This is a genomic window from Mesorhizobium sp. LjNodule214 (assembly GCF_964252735.1).
Lineage (GTDB): Bacteria > Pseudomonadota > Alphaproteobacteria > Rhizobiales > Rhizobiaceae > Mesorhizobium.
This window is the reverse complement of the sequence record NZ_CAXUPE020000002.1, coordinates 51,507-69,575: the sequence shown is the minus strand read 5'-3', so window position 1 is coordinate 69,575 and position 18,069 is coordinate 51,507. Positions and strand designations below refer to the sequence as shown.

General features: G+C 63.2%; 16 protein-coding genes. 7 read left to right on the top strand and 9 right to left on the bottom strand.

Going from position 1 to position 18,069, the window contains the following annotated elements; all coding sequences use genetic code 11:
• The 5 genes from ACSQ3Z_RS14175 to ACSQ3Z_RS14155 form a co-directional block, all read right to left on the bottom strand.
• Complete coding sequence (locus ACSQ3Z_RS14175) at nt 1-879, bottom strand: cytochrome b/b6 domain-containing protein (protein ID WP_436171979.1); 879 nt, start codon at nt 877-879, stop codon at nt 1-3.
• Between the two features lie 106 nt (nt 880-985).
• On the bottom strand, nt 986-1,663 hold the full coding sequence (locus ACSQ3Z_RS14170; protein WP_436171978.1) for a DUF1345 domain-containing protein: 678 nt from the start codon (nt 1,661-1,663) through the stop codon (nt 986-988).
• 27 nt (nt 1,664-1,690) lie between these two features.
• Nucleotides 1,691-2,158, bottom strand: a complete 468-nt coding sequence (locus ACSQ3Z_RS14165) for a YaiI/YqxD family protein (RefSeq protein WP_436171977.1) — start codon at nt 2,156-2,158, stop codon at nt 1,691-1,693.
• 65 nt (nt 2,159-2,223) lie between these two features.
• A complete protein-coding gene (gene gfa / locus ACSQ3Z_RS14160) occupies nt 2,224-2,793 on the bottom strand; it encodes an S-(hydroxymethyl)glutathione synthase (RefSeq protein WP_436171976.1) in 570 nt (189 codons plus the stop codon).
• 69 nt (nt 2,794-2,862) lie between these two features.
• Complete coding sequence (locus ACSQ3Z_RS14155) at nt 2,863-3,990, bottom strand: S-(hydroxymethyl)glutathione dehydrogenase/class III alcohol dehydrogenase (protein ID WP_436171975.1); 1,128 nt, start codon at nt 3,988-3,990, stop codon at nt 2,863-2,865.
• Nucleotides 3,991-4,243: 253 nt separating this feature from the next.
• Here ACSQ3Z_RS14155 and ACSQ3Z_RS14150 point away from each other — a divergent pair, with 253 nt between their 5' ends.
• Nucleotides 4,244-6,256 (top strand): acetyl-CoA carboxylase biotin carboxylase subunit, encoded by a 2,013-nt coding sequence (locus ACSQ3Z_RS14150; RefSeq protein ID WP_436171974.1) that lies wholly within the window; start codon nt 4,244-4,246, stop codon nt 6,254-6,256.
• 56 nt (nt 6,257-6,312) lie between these two features.
• On the opposite strand, the gene ACSQ3Z_RS14145 is transcribed toward ACSQ3Z_RS14150, so the two are convergent.
• Nucleotides 6,313-6,765, bottom strand: a complete 453-nt coding sequence (locus ACSQ3Z_RS14145; protein WP_436171973.1) for a hypothetical protein — start codon at nt 6,763-6,765, stop codon at nt 6,313-6,315.
• A gap of 4 nt (nt 6,766-6,769) precedes the next feature.
• Complete coding sequence (locus ACSQ3Z_RS14140) at nt 6,770-6,997, bottom strand: hypothetical protein (protein WP_404279077.1); 228 nt, start codon at nt 6,995-6,997, stop codon at nt 6,770-6,772.
• Between the two features lie 243 nt (nt 6,998-7,240).
• On the opposite strand from ACSQ3Z_RS14140, the gene dnaE reads away from it, so the two are divergent.
• From dnaE to ACSQ3Z_RS14125, 3 genes are all read left to right on the top strand, one after another.
• The gene (gene dnaE / locus ACSQ3Z_RS14135; protein ID WP_436171972.1) at nt 7,241-10,768 is read left to right on the top strand and encodes a DNA polymerase III subunit alpha; all 3,528 of its coding nucleotides are present in this window, start codon (nt 7,241-7,243) and stop codon (nt 10,766-10,768) included.
• 174 nt (nt 10,769-10,942) lie between these two features.
• Nucleotides 10,943-11,953 (top strand): methyltransferase, encoded by a 1,011-nt coding sequence (locus ACSQ3Z_RS14130; RefSeq protein ID WP_436171971.1) that lies wholly within the window; start codon nt 10,943-10,945, stop codon nt 11,951-11,953.
• Nucleotides 11,950-12,732: a potassium channel family protein gene (locus ACSQ3Z_RS14125; protein WP_436171970.1), complete on the top strand. Its 783-nt coding sequence runs from the start codon at nt 11,950-11,952 to the stop codon at nt 12,730-12,732. The genes ACSQ3Z_RS14130 and ACSQ3Z_RS14125 overlap by 4 nt, the downstream gene beginning before the upstream one ends.
• 9 nt (nt 12,733-12,741) lie before the next feature.
• Here the strand turns inward: ACSQ3Z_RS14125 and ACSQ3Z_RS14120 are convergent, their stop codons facing one another.
• Nucleotides 12,742-13,623 (bottom strand): DMT family transporter, encoded by an 882-nt coding sequence (locus tag ACSQ3Z_RS14120; protein WP_436171969.1) that lies wholly within the window; start codon nt 13,621-13,623, stop codon nt 12,742-12,744.
• A gap of 201 nt (nt 13,624-13,824) precedes the next feature.
• Here ACSQ3Z_RS14120 and ACSQ3Z_RS14115 point away from each other — a divergent pair, with 201 nt between their 5' ends.
• On the top strand, nt 13,825-14,328 hold the full coding sequence (locus ACSQ3Z_RS14115) for a hypothetical protein (RefSeq protein ID WP_436171968.1): 504 nt from the start codon (nt 13,825-13,827) through the stop codon (nt 14,326-14,328).
• Between the two features lie 134 nt (nt 14,329-14,462).
• On the opposite strand, the gene ACSQ3Z_RS14110 is transcribed toward ACSQ3Z_RS14115, so the two are convergent.
• Nucleotides 14,463-15,791: a DNA polymerase IV gene (locus ACSQ3Z_RS14110; RefSeq protein ID WP_436171967.1), complete on the bottom strand. Its 1,329-nt coding sequence runs from the start codon at nt 15,789-15,791 to the stop codon at nt 14,463-14,465.
• A gap of 67 nt (nt 15,792-15,858) precedes the next feature.
• Here ACSQ3Z_RS14110 and ACSQ3Z_RS14105 point away from each other — a divergent pair, with 67 nt between their 5' ends.
• On the top strand, nt 15,859-16,434 hold the full coding sequence (locus ACSQ3Z_RS14105; RefSeq protein WP_436171966.1) for an N-acetyltransferase family protein: 576 nt from the start codon (nt 15,859-15,861) through the stop codon (nt 16,432-16,434).
• Nucleotides 16,435-16,545: 111 nt separating this feature from the next.
• The gene (locus ACSQ3Z_RS14100) at nt 16,546-18,066 is read left to right on the top strand and encodes a hypothetical protein (RefSeq protein ID WP_436171965.1); all 1,521 of its coding nucleotides are present in this window, start codon (nt 16,546-16,548) and stop codon (nt 18,064-18,066) included.
• Nucleotides 18,067-18,069 lie beyond the last annotated feature (3 nt).

The window sequence follows — 18,069 nt, the reverse complement described above, 5'->3', positions numbered from 1 at the left end:
TCAGGCGCTCCTCTCGGGCGTGTTGTCGCCATGCGCCGGCGGGTCGGTGCGGTACCAGCCGGTGATGATCGAGCGCAATTCGTTGATCGGGCCGGCGGCAAGGATCATCAGCATATGGATGACGAAGAAGCCGACGAGCAGCACCATGACCGCGAAATGGATGGTGCGCGCCGTCTGCCGGCCGCCGAGCAGATCGTTGAGGAACGGCAGCACCGAATTCATGCTCGGCGACATGGCAAGGCCGGTGATGATCATCAGCGGCAGCAGCACGAACAGCACGCCGCCATAGGCCATCTTCTGCAGCGTGTTGTATTCGCGGGTGTGGTGGAACTTCAGTTTGGCGTGGTCGACGATGTCACGCGGCAACCGCTTGAGGTCGTCGATGCGCGGCGCGAGATCGCGGCGCAGATGGCCGTTGATCAGGCTGGCGACGAGCCACACGAGCAAGGTGGTGCTCAAAATCCAGGCGAAGAAAAAATGCACGACGCGGGCGGTGCCGAGATCATAATAGGACGGAATGGTCGCCCAGGACGGGAAGCCGCGCGCCGTTTCCTGGCCTGCCGGTCCTGACCAACCGAGCACACCGGTGGTGTCGAAACGCTTCCCGAAGATCTCGGTGTAGCCGCGCGTTCCGGCATCGGTGTTTTCGGCGCCAATGGCGAAGACGGTGTTGTTGTAATCGAACCCGGACTCCTTGCCGATATAGAGCTGGGGGCGGGCGTTGAAGATCTGCAGGCCGGAAAGCAGCATGAAGAACAGCGAGATCGCCCACAGCCAGTGGGTCAGCCGCGTCCAGCGCGACTGGCGATAGATCAGCGTCGCATCCTTCGGCGCGGCATCCACCTCGGCGGTTGGTTGGCTCCTGGCAACGGTATCCATCGTCTTTTGTACTCCCGGCCGCGCGTCCCGTCGCGGCCTCTCAGTTGTTCGTTCTCCTCCCAATACGTCGCCAGCCCAAGCGATGTTTCACACGATCACGTTTTTATTACGGGCTGCCGAGGCTGACTGCGAGGTTGACCGCGGCAGCGACAATGACCGTGTTGAAGAAGAACGCCAGGATCGAATGGACAAGCACCACGCGACGCATATGCGAGGTCGTGATGCCGGTGTCGGCGGTCTGCGCCGTCATGCCGATGACCGTTGCGAAATAGAGGAAATCCCAGCCTTCCGGCCGTTTGCCGCCGGGGAACTCGAGGCCGCCGACCGGTATCTTCTTCTTGGTGGTGGCGTCGATCTCGTCGCCGTCCATCCAGTAGACATGAGCGTAGTGGAGCGCCGCCATGGCATGGATGGCAAACCAGCCGAGCGGAATGGACATCATTGCGAAGACGAGCTCCAACGGGTGCGCGCTGTCCTTCTGGTTGATGAGCTGAAAAAGCGAGCCGATGGCGATGCCGACGACGAACAGCGTGACGGCAAAGATCACCAGCACCGGCAGGTCGGTGGCGCGCGCGTTCTTGCTGAGATAGTGGCCGGTAAGCCGTGGCATAAGAGCGAGCACGAGAACGACGTAAGTGGCAAAGAACGCGTTGGCGCCGATCGAATAGGGGAGCGGCGCATTGAGCAGCAGTGCAACGACGAGTGCGACGACACCGACGACAGCGGACACGGCGAACTGCTTGTGCCGGGGCATCGGCAACTTGGCGGATGTGTCGTCAACCATGGCCCAGCCTCTGAAGGGCGCCTGAAGTCAATCCGGTGTGGCGGATTTGAGCGCCCGCCGCAAGATGCGGTCGAGCTCGCCGAGAAACCGCGAACGGTCCTGCGGCATGAAGCCGGCATTGTAGCCCTTGCTTTCGCCGGTCTCGCGCAGATGCTGTTTCAAATCGCGCATCGCCACCGCCATGCCGATCGTTTCCGGCGTGAACGGCCGCCCGGTCGGGCCGAGCACATGGGCGCCGAGCGTCACCGCGCGGGCGGCGAGCGGGATGTCGGCGGTTACGACGACATCGTTGGGCCTGGCATTGTCGACGATCCAATCATCGGCGGCATCGGCGCCCTTGGAGACGACGATGTTGCGGACCATCGGGTCGCGCGACGGGCGCAAGCCGCCATTGGAGACGAAGGTGATGACGATGCCGTGGCGCTCCGCGACCTTTTCAACCTCGGCTTTCACCGGACAGGCATCGGCATCGACGAGGATGGCAGGTGCAGGCATTGTCTCTCCAAACGAGCATGGGGCCGGAGACATGCCCGGCCCCATGTCTGAAATCGAAACGAATGTCAGGCCGGCAGCGCGCCCGACTTCTTCGCAGTCCAGGTGGCGATATAGTCCATCAGGCCCGGATTGAGGCAGTCATAGGGCTCGATGCCGATTGACTTCAACTGTGCGCGGATGCCGTCCATGCGGCTCGGATCGACACCGGATTCGATGATCGAGGAGACGAAGGCGGTGAAGCCCGGCGGCGACCAGCCGTCCTCCTCGAAGCGCTCGGGATGGATGAAGGAAAGCCCCTTGAACGGATGATCGCGTTCGACCGGACCGTGCATGTGGACGCCGCAGCCGGTGCAGGCATGGCGCTGGATCAGCGCGCTCGGATCGACCACTTTCAACTTGTCGCCGTTCTCGACGACGGTGACGTCGCCGGTGCCAGCCACGGCAACAACCGAGAAGATCGCGCCATCAGGCTTCCAGCATTTGGTGCAGCCGCAGGCGTGGTTGTGGGCGATCTGGCCCTTGACCTTGACCTTCACCGGCTTGCTGGTGCAGGCACAAACCAGCGTACCGCCGGCAAAGCTCGCGCTTTCCCTGGGCAGGCCATTGTCGATTTTCGGATGCAGTTTTTCCGGCATTTTATTCCTCCCTTGTTGAACCCTGTGCAACGTCAGTCGCTGGCCCTTCGGTCGGCGGCTTTTCTTCTCTCAGTAAATCACCACGCTCCTGATCGACTTGCCCTCATGCATGAGGTCAAAGCCCTTGTTGATGTCTTCGAGCTTCAGCGTGTGGGTGATCATCGGATCGATCTGGATCTTGCCGTCCATGTACCAGTCGACGATCTTGGGCACATCGGTGCGGCCGCGCGCACCGCCGAAGGCGGTGCCCATCCAGGTGCGCCCGGTGACCAGCTGGAACGGCCTGGTCGAGATCTCCTGGCCGGCGCCGGCAACACCGATGACGACCGACTTGCCCCAGCCGCGATGCGAGGCTTCCAGCGCCTGGCGCATCACCTTGGTGCTGCCGGTGCAGTCGAAGGTGTAGTCGGCACCGCCGATCTGGTCGGCACCGCGCTTGGTCATGTTGACGAGATGAGGAACGACGTCGCCGTCGATCTCCTTCGGATTGACGAAATGCGTCATGCCGAATTTCTCGCCCCAGGGCTTCTTGTCGTTGTTCAGATCGACGCCGATGATCATGTCGGCGCCGGCAAGTTTTAGGCCCTGGATGACATTCAGGCCGATGCCGCCGAGGCCGAAGACCACGGCGGTGGCGCCCTGCTCGACCTTGGCGGTGTTGATCACAGCCCCGATGCCGGTGGTGACGCCGCAGCCGATGTAGCAGATCTTGTCGAAGGGGGCGTCGGGATTGACCTTGGCCAGTGCGATCTCGGGCAGCACGGTGAAGTTCGAGAAGGTCGAGCAGCCCATATAGTGGAAAATCTTGTCCTTGCCGATCGAGAAGCGCGACGAGCCATCGGGCATCAGCCCTTGCCCCTGCGTGGCGCGGATCGCGGTGCACAGATTGGTCTTGCGCGACAGGCAGGACGGGCACTGGCGGCATTCGGGCGTATAGAGAGGAATGACGTGGTCGCCCTTCTTGAGCGAGGTGACGCCCTTGCCGACATCGACGACGATACCGGCACCTTCATGGCCAAGAATTGCCGGAAACAGGCCTTCCGGGTCGGCGCCGGACAGGGTGAATTCATCGGTGTGGCAGATGCCGGTCGCCTTGATCTCGACCAGCACCTCGCCATCGCGCGGGCCTTCGAGGTCGACCTCCATGATCTCCAGCGGCTTTCCGGCGGCAACAGCGACAGCGGCGCGCGTTTTCATCAGGCAGTTCCTCCCAAGGCAATCGATAAGGTTTTCCGGTTTTGCCAGGACGATGAGCCTGCCCAGCGTATGCCCGCGTGCCCGTCCCAGCTGAACTCACGATCCACCTTATAGGGTTCGGCGGTGCCGGCCAACTTCCCCTTGCGACGTTTTTCGGCGCACCGGCCAGAAGGTGCTGGGTGGACCGCCGGGGCACTTGAGACATGGCCGGAGAGGCCATAGAACTGGTTCCTCCGGAGGACATGAATTCAGTATGTTCAAGAAGATCCTGATCGCCAATCGCGGCGAGATCGCCTGCCGTGTCATCAAGACGGCGCGCAAGATGGGCATCGCCACCGTCGCGGTCTATTCGGACGCCGATCGCGACGCCGTGCATGTCGATATGGCCGACGAGGCCGTGCATATCGGGCCTGCGCCGGCGGCGCAGAGCTATCTGGTGGCCGAAAAGATCATCGCCGCTTGCAAGGAAACCGGGGCTGAAGCCGTGCATCCCGGCTACGGTTTCCTCTCGGAGCGCGCGTCGTTCTGCGAGGCGCTTGAGAAGGAGGGCATCGTCTTCATCGGACCGAAGCCGAAAGCCATCAAGGCGATGGGCGACAAGATCGAATCGAAGAAGTTCGCCAATGCCGCCAAGGTCAGCACCGTGCCCGGCTGGCTCGGCGTGATCGAGAATGCCGATCATGCCGAAAAGATCGCCGGCGAGATCGGCTATCCGGTGATGATCAAGGCCTCGGCCGGCGGCGGCGGCAAGGGCATGCGCATCGCCTGGAGCAAGGCCGAAGTGCGCGACGGCTTCGACCGGGCGCGCTCGGAAGCCAAAAGCTCGTTCGGCGACGACCGCGTCTTTATCGAAAAATTCGTGGTCGATCCGCGTCATATCGAAATCCAGGTGCTGGCCGACGCGCATGGCAACGCGCTCTATCTCGGCGAGCGCGAATGCTCGATCCAGCGCCGCAACCAGAAGGTCGCCGAGGAGGCGCCGTCGCCGTTCCTCGACGCCAAGACCCGAAAAGCCATGGGCGAGCAGTCGGTGGCGCTGGCCAAGGCGGTCGACTATCAGAGCGCCGGCACGGTCGAGTTCATCGTCGACAAGGACAAGAACTTCTATTTCCTTGAAATGAATACAAGATTGCAGGTCGAGCACCCGGTGACGGAGCTGGTCACCGGCATCGATCTGGTCGAACAGATGATCCGCGTGGCGGCCGGCGAAAAGCTCGCGATCAAGCAGAGCGACGTGAAGCTGAACGGCTGGGCGGTGGAAAGCCGGCTCTATGCCGAAGATCCATACCGCAATTTCCTGCCGTCGATCGGCCGGCTGACGCGATATCGGCCGCCGGAGGAGGGGACGTTCGGCGATATCGTCATCCGCAACGACACCGGCGTCACCGAAGGCTCCGAGATTTCGATGTTCTACGACCCGATGGTGGCAAAGCTCTGCACCTGGGCACCGACGCGGCTCAAGGCCATCGACGCGATGTCGGAGGCGCTGGACAGTTTTGTCGTCGACGGCATCGAGCACAACATTCCGTTCCTGGCCGCGCTGATGCAGCACCCGCGCTGGCGGGAAGGGCGACTGTCGACCGGCTTCATCGCGGAAGAATATCCCGACGGCTTCGCGCCGATCGTGCCGGACAAAGACGAGAAGGCGGTGCTGGCATCGATCGCGACCGCGATCGAATTGCTGCGCCGCGACCGGCTCGATCGGCTGGGCGGGCGGCTGGCGCCGCATTCGGGCATCCTGAAACGGGACTGGGTGGTCAAGATCGGCGCCGACTATCTTTCGGCCGCCATCATCGAGGGCATGATCTCGATCCCGATGGAAGTCGACCTGTCGATCGACGGCGGCAAGGCGCTGACCGTGGCCTCAGACTGGCGGCCGGGCGACCTCATCTGGCGCGGTACGGTCGACGGCCGCAGGATCGCCGCACAGATCAGGCCGGTGCCGAACGGGTTGTGCATCGCCTGGAAGGGCATGTCGGTGACGGCTCAACCCATGCTGCCGCGTATCGCGGAGCTTGAAAGGCTGATGCCGGAAAAAGTGCCGCCGGATACTTCGAAAATGCTGCTTTGCCCGATGCCTGGTCTCGTGGTGTCGATTGCCGTCGCCGAGGGGCAGGAGGTCAAGGCCGGTGAGACTCTGGCCGTGGTCGAGGCGATGAAGATGGAAAATGTGCTGCGCGCCGAGCGCGACCTCACCGTGTCGAAGCTCAACGCCAGGCCCGGCGACAGCCTCGCCGTCGACGCGGTGATCATGGAATTCGCCTGATGTTTGTCACGGTCTGAAGGAGGGCAGGCCTGGAAGGCCCGCCCCCCGAGGTCAGATCAGGCGTGTGCCACCAGCGCGCTCTGATCGGTGACGACATAGACGCAGGCACGGCAGGCGTCCGCGCCACGCTGGCTGTACCAGCGGCATGTGCCACGGATGACGCAGCGTGGCAGGTTTTCGGCAGGCTGGATGTTCTGGTCGGTCATGCCTGTCAGCACCTTTTCGATGACGCCGCAGGAATTGCCGGTCCATTGCTTGCACTTGCCCTCGACGCAACGTCCGCCAAAGCGGAAACGCGCTTCGGGCACGCCCGATTTGCTCGCCTGCTCGACGAAGTCCGCGTCGATCTCGAGCCGGGTCGGGATCGGTTGCACAATGCCGTCGGCCCCGACGACGCCGATCAAAAGCGCTCCGGGTTCGGCGCGGGCGCTTGGACACGACTTTTCGCCGTGATCGGCGATCTTCGGGCTCGCCGAGCCGTTTTTGCCGTCTGGCGGAGCGAGCGACATGGCGTCAGCGGATCAATCCGCCGATCTCTTTCTCGACGGCGGGCAGCTTGAGCTGGTCGATATGCGCAACCAGGCCGAGCCATTCCTTCGGGAAGCGCAGGACGACGTCCGGCTGTGCGCGGGTTTCGGCAATCGACGCCAGCACCGCCTGCTGGATGGTCTTTGCCAGCTTCTCGTCCATGCTCTTGGAGAGTTTGAGACCGGATAGATCGACGACAAAACGACTAGCCATGGAAATTCTCCTCGTAAAAAACTTCCTCTACATCCGGCAGTTTGTGGGAGCTGTTTCAGATCAACCATGAAGCGCTTCACACGGATCCGGAACGAAAGGGGAGCCGGGGGCTTTTCCACTCGAAATCGACAAGTTTCGGGGGATCGGGAGATGCCGGGATCGGGAACGCTGGCGGCTCGTTGCGGGGGAGCCTAGATTAGGGCGACGAACCAAGATTCGCGGATCAGATTGAAGGCAGGCCGGGTGGCAGACGAGAAAATGACGCGCGATCCGTTGCTGCGTGAAGCCTATGAGAGGGCGTCGAGGCCGGAAGCGCCGGCGCGGCCCTTCATTCATCTGCGCGTGCATTCGGCCTATTCGCTACTGGAAGGCGCCTTGCAACTCGGCACCGTCGTCGGCCACGCGGTCAAGGACGAATGTCCGGCCATCGCTGTCACCGACACCAACAATCTGTTCGGGACTCTGGAGTTCGCGCAAAAGGCGGTCAAGGACGGCATACAGCCGATCATCGGCTGTCAGATCGATCTCGCCTTTTCCGGTGAAAACAGCGACGGCCAGCGCGACCGTCGGCGGCAGGGACCGGAGATGCGCGCCGTGGTGCTGATTGCCGCGACCGAGGCCGGCTATGCCAATCTCGTCCGCCTCGTCAGCCGGGTTTATCTCCATACGCCGCCTGGCGAGCCTGTACACCTGACGACCGACATGCTGCAGGGGCAGTCCGATGGCCTGATCTGCCTGACCGGCGGGCCGCGCGGCCCGATCGGCAGCGCCTTGAAGGAGGATCGGCGCGATCTCGCCGAGGCGCGGCTGCTGACGCTGAAAGCGCTGTTCGGCGACCGGCTCTATGTCGAGCTGGAGCGGGTTTCCGGCTATGACCGGACGGTCGAGAAGTCGACGGTCGATCTTGCCTACACCCACGACCTGCCGCTGGTCGCCACCAATGAGGCGTTCTTCTCCGCGCGCGACGACTACGAGGCGCATGATGCGCTGATTGCGATTGCCGAGGGCTCCGTGGTCGCGGCCGACAACCGCCGCCGGCTGTCGCCGGACAACTTCCTGCGCAGCCAGGCCGATATGGCCAGGCTGTTTTCGGATCTGCCGGAAGCGGTCGACAACACGGTCGAGATCGCGCTGCGCTGCTCCTACTACCCGAAGAACCGCAATCCCATCCTGCCGCGCTTTACCGGTGGCGATGGCGCCGACAATGAAACGGCGCTGAAGGCAGAGGCCGACGAGTTGCGCCGCCAGGCCCATGAAGGGCTGGACGCGCGGCTCGCGGCGCATGGACCCACTGCCGGCTATACGGCCGAACAATATCGCGAGCGGCTGGATTTCGAACTCGGCATCATCGAGAAGATGAAATTCCCCGGCTATTTCCTGATCGTGGCCGACTTCATCAAATGGGCGAAGTCGCAAGGCATCCCGGTGGGGCCCGGCCGCGGTTCGGGCGCCGGTTCGCTGGTCGCCTATTCGACGACTATCACCGACATCGACCCGCTGCGCTTCTCGCTGCTGTTCGAGCGCTTCCTCAACCCCGACCGCGTGTCGATGCCCGACTTCGACATCGATTTCTGCCAGGACCGGCGCGAGGAGGTGATCCGCTACGTCCAGCAGAAATACGGCCGCGACCAGGTCGGCCAGATCATCACCTTCGGTACGCTGCAGGCACGCGCCGTGCTGCGCGACGTCGGCCGCGTGCTGCAGATGCCTTACGGCCAGGTCGACAAGCTTTCCAAGATGGTGCCGCAGAACCCGGCCAATCCGGTCAAGCTCGCCGATGCCATCGCCAACGAGCCGCGCTTTGCCGAGGAGGCGGAAAAGGAGCCGATCGTCCAGACGCTGCTCGACACGGCACAGAAGCTGGAAGGGCTCTATCGCCACGCCTCGACGCACGCCGCCGGCATCGTCATCGGCGACCGGCCGCTGTCGGAGCTGGTGCCGATGTACCGCGATCCGCGCTCGGACATGCCGGTCACCCAGTTCAACATGAAATATGTCGAGCAGGCCGGGCTGGTGAAGTTCGACTTCCTCGGCCTGAAGACGCTGACGGTGCTGGAGACGGCGGTCAAGCTGATCCGCCGCCGCGGCATCGAGATCGATCTCGCCCGCATTCCGCTCGATGACCCCGATACCTACGCGATGCTGTCGCGCGGCGAGGTGGTCGGCGTGTTCCAGGTGGAAAGCGCCGGCATGCGCAAGGCGCTGATCGGCATGCGGCCCGACTGCATCGAGGACATCATCGCCCTGGTCGCGCTCTACCGTCCGGGTCCGATGGAGAACATCCCAACCTACAACGCCAGAAAGCATGGCGAGGAGGAGATGGCCTCGATCCATCCCAAGATCGACCATCTGGTGAAGGAGACGCAAGGCGTCATCGTCTACCAGGAACAGGTCATGCAGATCGCGCAGGAGCTGTCCGGCTATTCGCTCGGCGAAGCCGACCTTTTGCGCCGCGCCATGGGCAAGAAGATCCGCGCCGAGATGGACAAGCAGCGCGAGCGTTTCGTCTCGGGTGCCGTCGAGCGCGGCGTCGGCAAGCCGCAAGCCGACTTCATTTTCGATCTGCTGGCAAAGTTTGCCGACTATGGTTTCAACAAGTCGCACGCCGCGGCCTATGCCGTGGTGTCCTATCAGACGGCCTATCTCAAGGCGCACTATCCGGTGGAATTCCTGGCGGCGTCGATGACGCTCGACATGGGCAACACCGACAAGCTCGCGGATTTCCGCCAGGACGCGCTACGCCTCGGCATCCAGGTGCTGGCGCCGTCGGTGATGACCAGCTTTCGCGACTTCGAGGTCGGTGAGAACAAGATCTTCTATTCGCTGGCAGCGCTTAAAGGTGTCGGCGATGCGGCGGTCGAGCACATCGTCGCCATGCGCGGCGAAAAGCCGTTCAAGAACCTTGCCGATTTCTGCGAGAGGGTCGATCCGAAGATCGTCGGCAAGCGCGTCTTCGAAAGCCTGATCACCGCCGGCGCGCTCGATTGCTTCGGCCACGATCGCGCCGCCATGATGGCAGGTGTCGAGCGGATGATGGGACTGGCGTCGCTGGCGCAGCAGAATGCGGTGTCGGGTCAGGCCGACATCTTCGGCGCCTCGCTCGGCGCACAGTCGCAGGCGCTCAACCTGCCGGCGACCGAGCCTTGGCTGGCCGCCGACCGGCTGCACCGCGAATTCCAGGTGGTCGGCTTCTATCTCTCTGCGCACCCGCTCGATGAATACAAGGCGGCGCTGCAGAAGATGCGGGTGCAGAACTGGGGCGAGTTCTCGGCCGCCGTCAAACGCGGTGCCGCAGCCGGCCGGCTTGCCGGCACTGTCACCACGAAGCAGGAGCGCAAGACGCGCACTGGTAACAAGATGGGTGTCGTGCAGTTTTCCGACACGTCGGGCCAATATGAGGCGGTGCTGTTCTCCGAGGGGCTGGTGCAGTATCGCGACCTGTTGGAGCCCGGCCGTTCGGTGGTGATCACCGTTTCGGCCGAAGACAGGCCGGAAGGCGTCAACCTTCGCATCAACTCGGTGCAGTCGCTGGAAGACGAGGCCAGCCGCATCCAGAAGGCGCTGCGCGTCTTTGTCCGGGACGATGGGCCAACGTCGATCATTCAATCGCAACTCAAACAGCGTGGCGACAGCCAGGTCAGCATCATTGTCCTCAAGGGAGAGGCGCAGGGCGAGGTCGAGATCGCCTTGCCAGGCGGGTATCGCGTCTCGCCGCAAATCGCATCCGCCATGCGCGCGGTGCAGGGCGTGGTGGAAGTGGAACTTGTTTGAGGTATGCTGATATTCAGGTGATGCCGGCCTGCAAAAGGCGGCTTTCTGTGCTTCCGGTGCTCACGTACTTCAAGTACGCTCCGCTCCGGTTCTTTAAAACCACCATTTTTGGGCTCGGCCTGACCTGAATCTCAACATACGTTGGAGCCGATTGCTGGCCGTCGGGGGGGCGCCATGGATCCGCGAACAGCCGCTTTTGAACTGATACGGATGGTCAACGAGTACCGGGTGTCGCAGGCGATCTGCGTTGCCGCGACGCTCGGCATCGCCGACCACATCAAGGACGGCAAACGCTCCGCCGCCGAGCTTGCCGAATTGACGGACACGCATCCGCGCGCGCTCTACCGCCTGCTGCGCGCGCTGGCAGCCATCGGCATTTTCCATGAGGGGGAAGACGGCTTGTTTTCGCTGACGCCGCTTGGCGGCGCCTTGCGCCTCGACGCCGAGCATTCGGCCGCCCCATGGGCGACTTTTGTCGGCCAACCCTACTACCGGCAGGCATGGAGCGATCTGCTCTTCAGCATCAAGACCGGCAAGAACGCGTTCCGGCATGCGCACGGCAAGGGCGTGTGGGAATACCGGGCCGAGCACCCTGAGGAATCGCTCATCTTCGACCGCGCGATGGGGGCGAATTCGAAGAACGTGGCGGCAGCGTTGCTGGCGAGCTACGATTTTTCGCCCTTTTCGGTGATCATGGACGTTGGTGGCGGGCGGGGCTCGCTGCTTGCCGAAATCCTCGCCGCTACGCCTGACAGCCGCGGTATTCTGTTCGACCAGCCGCATGTGGTGGCGACCGCGGCTCAGGTCATGGAGGCGGTGGGCGTCGCCGATCGCTGTGACATCGTCGGCGGCGATTTTCTCGCCGCGCTGCCCGAGGGAGCCGACGCGCTGCTGCTCAAATGGATCCTGCATGACTGGGACGACGAGACCAACGTCGCGATCCTGAAGAACTGCCGCCAGGCGATCCGTGCCGATGGCAGGCTGCTGGTGTTCGAGGCCGTTCTTGCGCCGCCCAATGAAGGGGCGAACGCAAAATTCGCCGACATCAATATGCTGGTCGGGCCGGACGGCCAGGAGCGGACGGCGGCGGAATACAGGTCGCTGTTGGCCAGGGCAGGGTTCGCGGTGACGGACATCATCGCGGCCGGGCCGCATATCAGCATCGTCGAGGCCAGGCCGGCGTGACCGGGAGCAATTCAGCCCTGGCGCGGCTTCGCGATGTGCTGCGCAGGCTCTATCACGGGCGCACACCGGCGGCCTTCCGCTTTCAGCTGGTGGCCGTCATCATCGATCTTGCCATCATCGCCTTCTTCATCGCCACGCCGGTCCTTCAGGACAAACCGTCGTTCCTCTGGCTCGACTATTCGGTGGCAGCGCTCGTCGCTGCCGACATCATCGCCCGGCTGCTTGCCTCCAACGACATGCTGCGGCTGATCAGGCAGCCGACCTCCTGGGTCGATATCTTCATCCTGCTGACGCTGCTGATGCCCACGGCCTTCGCCAATCTCGCCTTCCTTCGCATCCTCAGGCTGTGGTCGCTGTCGCGCAGCGGTTCGCTCTGGCGGCATTTCGAGATGCGTGGGCTGAAGCCGTGGCGCGAGGCAAGCCAGGCGGTGATCAATCTTTTGACCTTCCTCTTCGTCGTCACCGGCTTTGTCTACACCTTCTTCTTCCGCAGCCAGGCAGGTCTCGAAGGCTATATCGACGCGCTCTATTTCACGGTCGCGACAGTGACCACGACCGGCTTTGGCGACATCGTGCTGCCGGGGATAGCAGGCAAGCTGACGGCGATCGCCACCATGATCATCGGCATATCGCTGTTCGTGAAGCTGGCGCAGGCGATCTTCCGTCCAACCAAGGTGTTCTTTCCCTGCCCGCAATGCGGACTGCAGCGGCACGAGCCGGACGCCGTCCACTGCAAGGCCTGCGGTCATCTCCTGAACATACCGGACGAGGGAAGCTGATCGAGTTGGCTACGAGGTGGCGACCTCGGCCGGTTGCGGCGCCTTGCGGTGCAGATTGAGCAGATTGCCCAACAGGATCAGCAAGGCGCCGCCGGCGGTGAAAACGTCGATCTGCTCTTGGTAGAGCAGCCAGCCGATCAGCGCCGACAGGGGCACGCGCAGGAAATCCATCGGCGAGATGACGGTGGCATCGGCATGGGCAAGCGCACGGGCCATGCAGAAATGCGACGACATGCCGGTGAAGGCGACGAGCAGGATCCATGGCCAGAGCTCGATCGGCGGGTTGCGCCACACGTAGAACGCCGGGATGAGGCCGAGCACCGACTGGATGATCAGCATCCAGAAGATGATGCGCACGACGCTGTCCGTGCGCGTCAGCGACTTGACCATGACCACCGAGATGCCGAAGCAGACCGCCGCGCCCAGCACGACAAGATGTCCGGGGTCGACGGAACCGACGCCCGGGCGAACGATGATCACGACACCCACCAGGCCCAGCACGATCGCTGCGAGCCTCGGCCGCGACAGTTTTTCGCCCAGGAAGCTGACGGCCAGGATCGCCGTCCAGATCGGCGTGGTGAACTCGATCGAGATCAGCACGGCGAGCGGGATCAGCGTCAGCGCATAGAGCCACGCAGCCTGGCCGGCATAGTGGACCACGTTGCGGCCAAAATGGGCCAGCGGCCGCTCGGTGCGCATCGCGGCAAAGCCGCCATTCGTGATCACCAGCGGCAAAAGGATGAAGAACCCGATCACCGAGCGCAGCTCGAGCACCTGAAAGACGTTCAGTTCGGCCGTCGTGGCGCGGCCTGCGACCGACATCGCCAAAAACGACGCGATCGACAGCGCCATCCAGAACGCGGCCTTGGGGATCGAGGGAGCGGGTGCCATGCGCGCTGTGTCGCAAGCTCCGCCTTTTGCCGCAACCGCTAGTCGACGCATTCGACTGGGCCAGCCGCAAGAATCCGGGCGTTAAAAAACAGTCATGTTGGAGGCGGAACCTGCAGTCTTGGCGGGCGTTCCTTGAGTCTGCGTATTGCCAGCTTCGCTGGCTGCACTACGTTTCCGATACACTTCTCGGGGGAGAGTTCGATGAAATCACTTGCATTCCTTGTCCTTGCCGGCGGCCTGATGGTCGCGGCGGACGCCCGTGCCGACGATGCCGACTTCCTGCGTTCGTTCCAGGGCAGCTTCGCCGGCAAAGGGACCGTCAAGGTGACCACCGAGGCACCGACGGTGAATGTTTCCTGCACCTTCAGTTCCGGCGCGACCGCGACATCGCTGTCGCTCGACGGCAAATGCCGCGGTCTCGCCGTGGTGACGCGTGCCATCAGCGCCGATCTGAAATCGAACGGCGCCGGCTACACGGGCGTTTATGTCGGATCCCGCACCGGACCGGCGCAGCTCGCCGGCAAACGGTCCGGCAATGCGATCAATTTCGGCATTCGCTGGGCGAAGGAGGTCAATGGCGACCGCAAGGCGCGACTGACGGTCGAGAAAACCGGGGGCAACGGCATGCGGCTGACGGTCACCGACGTCGATCCCAAAACCGGCAAGACCGTGGTGACCAGCCGTATCGACCTGCAACGTAGCTGAGCGCGACGCAGGCCGACTGTCGCCGGGCGGTCCTGGAGCGGTTCAGCTTTTGATAGAAACGCTGCCCCGCTCTAAATATTTGTTTTTGCACAATTCCGGACGGAAAACCGCTGCGCACTTTTCCTGGAATTGCTCTAATCCTCGATCGGTTCGGGTGGGTTGGCGCTGCGGCCCTTGCCGAAAGTGTAGCCGGTTTCCACGGCCTTCTTGCCGAACTTGTCGCGCAGCGTGTCGATGGCGCCTTCGGCGAGCGCGCGCTTGCGCGACTGGATGTCGACCAGATCGGGCGGATCGGCCTTGTCGTCGTCCGAGAGATCGCCGACGCCGATGCCGAGCAACCGGTACTTTGTCCCATCCGCTTCCCGACGCAACAGGTCGAGCCCGGTCTGGAAGATGCGGTCGGCCAGCCGTGTGGGATCGCCGAGTTGGCGGTTGCGAGTGCGGAGCTTGAAATCCTGGCTCTTCAGCTTCAGCACCACGGTGCGTCCGGCAATGCCCGACTTCTTCAGCCGTGCCGAGACTTTTTCCGACAGCGCCCGCAGCACCGGGACAAGCTCGGCCATGGCCGAAATGTCGGTGTCGAAGGTGGTTTCCGCCGACACGCTCTTGGCGTCGCTGTCGGGGTGGACGCGGCGATCGTCCTCGCCGCGCGACAGATGGTAGAGCCGGTCGCCCATCACGCCGTAGCGGCGCATCAGATCGCCACGCTCCATGCGCTGCAACTGGCCGATGGTGCGGATGCCGTCACGCTCCAGGCTTGCGGCGAAGGCCTTTCCGACGCCCCAGATCAGCGTTACCGGCTGTTCGGCCAGGAAGCCGAGCGCCTCGGCCTCGCCGATCACCGACAGGCCGCGCGGCTTGCGGAAATCGGACGCCACCTTGGCCAGGAACTTGCAATAGGAGAGGCCGGCCGAAACCGTGATGCCGAGTTCCTTTTCCACCGTCAGCGCGAAACGCGCCAGCACCACGGCAGGCGGCATGCCATGCAGGCGCTCGGTGCCGGCAAGGTCGAGAAACGCCTCGTCGATGGAGAGCGGCTCGACCAACGGCGTCAGCGCCTGCATGAGCGCGCGCACCTCGCGGCCGACGCGGACATATTTTTCCATGTCCGGCGGGATGACGACCGCTTCCGGGCAGGCTTCGAGCGCCTTGAACATTGGCATCGCCGAGCGCACGCCGTGGATGCGGGCGATGTAGCAGGCGGTTGAGACGACGCCGCGCTTGCCGCCGCCGACGATCACCGGCCGGTCCTTCAGCGCCGGGTTGTCGCGCTTTTCGATGGCCGCGTAGAACGCATCGCAGTCGATATGGGCAAGATGCAGCCGGTAAAGCTCGGGGTGGCGGGCCAGCCTGGGGCTGCCGCAGCGCTCGCAGCGGCGCGTCTCGCCGCGCTGAAAGGTCAGGCAGTCGCGGCAAAAACCGTGATCGGGATTGTTGACAGGAGCCGCCATCGCTGCGAACATAAAGAGAACAGATGCAATGGTACGTCAGGACGGAAGCTGCCACAAGCGGTTAGCCGGGAGAGAGTTCATGAGCACGACCATCGCGCCGCTGGCGCCCGAACTGTGGGCGGATTTCGAGGATCTTTTCGGCAAGCAGGGCGCCTGCTACGGCTGCTGGTGCACGCATTTCCGGCTGGCGCCGGCGGTGCGCCGCGCGAGCGACCGGGAGCGCAACAAGGACCATATCAAGGCGCGGATCGAAGCCGGGCCGCCGCCCGGGCTGCTGGCGTTCGAGGACGGCAAGGCGGTCGGCTGGATGCAGATCGGTCCGCGCGCCGACGTGCCCGAATGGAACAATCAGGGCAGGGGCTCGGCTCCCGTCGATCCGGCGGACGCAGCCGACCCGGACGTCTGGGCGATCTCGTGCTTCTTTATCCGCGTCAAGGCGCGCGGCAGGGGCATCAGCCATCGCCTTGTCGAGGGCGGTATCGCGTTTGCGCGGGAAAACGGCGCGCGGCTGGTCGAGGCCTGCCCGATCGACCTGTCGCGCGATTCGCGCTCGATCGGCCTGTTCGTCGGCTCATCGCGGGTGTTCGAGAAGGCCGGCTTCGAGCGACTTGTCGAACGTAAGCCAGGCCGCCCGCTGATGCGGTTGGTGCTATAGCTAGGAACGCGACGGCCCAGCGTACTGGTGTTCGTCTTGCGGCTGTGATGGTATTTCCCTAACAGGAGCAAGAAGTGATTTTTGCCCGCAAAGGCCAAAGGGAGAAGCGACGTGAAGCGTGTTTTGCCATTTGTTTTCGTTCTCGCGCTCAGCGCGCCTGCCTTCGCCCAGACCGTCGACAGCCAGGGCGCGAAGCAGCTTTCCGAAGATCTGTCCCGCTATGTCGGCAAACAGGCGATCGAGAAAGGCGTGCTCAAGGTCTCGGTTGAAGGCGACGCTTACAGGATCGCGTTTGATTTCAAGGCGCTGGTCAACGCCTTGCCGGAACAGAAGCTCGTGAAGCTGGACTTTGCGCCCTACGCCATGATGGTGAAGCCGCGCAGTGACGGATCCTGGGACGTCTCGATGGAGTTCTCGCAGACCGGGTCCTTCGAGGTCAACGGGCCGGAAGGTTTGCAAAGCACCCAGTTCACGATCAAGGACGGCAAAGGCAACGGCGTCTACAATCCCGATCTGGCTGCGTTCACCAGCGGCTCCAGCACGATGGCCGGCATGACGATGACGTCCAAGGATGCCAAGCAGCACATGGAGGTCAGCGCCGGCGCCAGCACGGCAAACTTTGCCGCGACCAAGTCCGCGACCGGCGGCGTCGACGTGACAATGACGCAGAAGATGTCGAGCTTCGTGGAAGCGATCAAGTTCGACGATCCTGAGAGTGGGATGAAATTTCCGGTCACCGTGAAGTCGCCGGAACTGTCGGTGGATGCAAACGGCAAGGGAATGCGGACAAAGCCGCTGCTCGACCTTTTGGCATTCGCCGTGGCCAATGAAGACGAGGCCGCGCTGAAAGCAAACCAGGCGCAGCTCAAGTCGCTTCTTCTGGCGGCGCTGCCCTTGTGGGAAAGGCTCGACGGAACCTACGGCTTCAAGGATTTCGCGGTCGAAAGTCCGGTCGGCAATTTCGGCGCAGCGCAGCTGAGCACAGCGTTCGGAATGGACGGCATCGCCCAGGACGGAAAGATCAATTATGCGATCAAGGCATCGGGGCTGACGATCCCGGCGCATCTCCTGCCCAGTTGGAGCGTGGCATTGCTGCCCACCGATATCGATCTTAACTTCGGCGGTGCGAATATCGATCTCGACAGCATGGCGAAGAAGACTATCGAGACCCTTGATCTCAACAAGAATCCACCGCTGCCGGCTGATTTCGGCGATCAGATTTCCGCCGATTTCCTGGCCAAGGCGCCGAAGCTCGTCATCGGGCATAGCACGGTGAAGAACGGCAGTATCGAGGTAGCGCTGGAAGGCGAGATGACCTTCCCCGGTGAGAAGCCCGATGCAAATGTGACAATCGATGTCGCCGGCTATGACAAGATCGTGGCGAGCCTGCAGGAAGCGGCCAAGACCGAGCCTGAGGCGGCGCAGTATTTTCCGATCGCGTTGGCCATCAAGGGATTTGGCAAGACGCTGCCGGACGGCCGCATCGAATGGGCAATCAACGCCAAGCCGGACGGTTCGGTCACCGTCAACGGCGCCATGCTGAAGCAGGCCGATCCTGTCACGGATGACAGCACCGATCAGGATGGCGGTTCGGGCGAGGACGGCGGGGCAGGAGCGAAGCTGAAGCCCTGAGTG

Bases quoted from the DNA above. Each gene is read 5' to 3' on its own strand.
- ACSQ3Z_RS14175 (WP_436171979.1), bottom strand. From the start codon at position 879: ATGGATACCGTTGCCAGGAGCCAACCAACCGCCGAGGTGGATGCCGCG.
- ACSQ3Z_RS14170 (WP_436171978.1), bottom strand. From the start codon at position 1,663: ATGGTTGACGACACATCCGCCAAGTTGCCGATGCCCCGGCACAAGCAG.
- ACSQ3Z_RS14165 (WP_436171977.1), bottom strand. From the start codon at position 2,158: ATGCCTGCACCTGCCATCCTCGTCGATGCCGATGCCTGTCCGGTGAAA.
- gfa (WP_436171976.1), bottom strand. From the start codon at position 2,793: ATGCCGGAAAAACTGCATCCGAAAATCGACAATGGCCTGCCCAGGGAA.
- ACSQ3Z_RS14155 (WP_436171975.1), bottom strand. From the start codon at position 3,990: ATGAAAACGCGCGCCGCTGTCGCTGTTGCCGCCGGAAAGCCGCTGGAG.
- ACSQ3Z_RS14150 (WP_436171974.1), top strand. From the start codon at position 4,244: ATGTTCAAGAAGATCCTGATCGCCAATCGCGGCGAGATCGCCTGCCGT.
- ACSQ3Z_RS14145 (WP_436171973.1), bottom strand. From the start codon at position 6,765: ATGTCGCTCGCTCCGCCAGACGGCAAAAACGGCTCGGCGAGCCCGAAG.
- ACSQ3Z_RS14140 (WP_404279077.1), bottom strand. From the start codon at position 6,997: ATGGCTAGTCGTTTTGTCGTCGATCTATCCGGTCTCAAACTCTCCAAG.
- ACSQ3Z_RS14130 (WP_436171971.1), top strand. From the start codon at position 10,943: ATGGATCCGCGAACAGCCGCTTTTGAACTGATACGGATGGTCAACGAG.
- ACSQ3Z_RS14120 (WP_436171969.1), bottom strand. From the start codon at position 13,623: ATGGCACCCGCTCCCTCGATCCCCAAGGCCGCGTTCTGGATGGCGCTG.
- ACSQ3Z_RS14115 (WP_436171968.1), top strand. From the start codon at position 13,825: ATGAAATCACTTGCATTCCTTGTCCTTGCCGGCGGCCTGATGGTCGCG.
- ACSQ3Z_RS14110 (WP_436171967.1), bottom strand. From the start codon at position 15,791: ATGTTCGCAGCGATGGCGGCTCCTGTCAACAATCCCGATCACGGTTTT.
- ACSQ3Z_RS14105 (WP_436171966.1), top strand. From the start codon at position 15,859: ATGAGCACGACCATCGCGCCGCTGGCGCCCGAACTGTGGGCGGATTTC.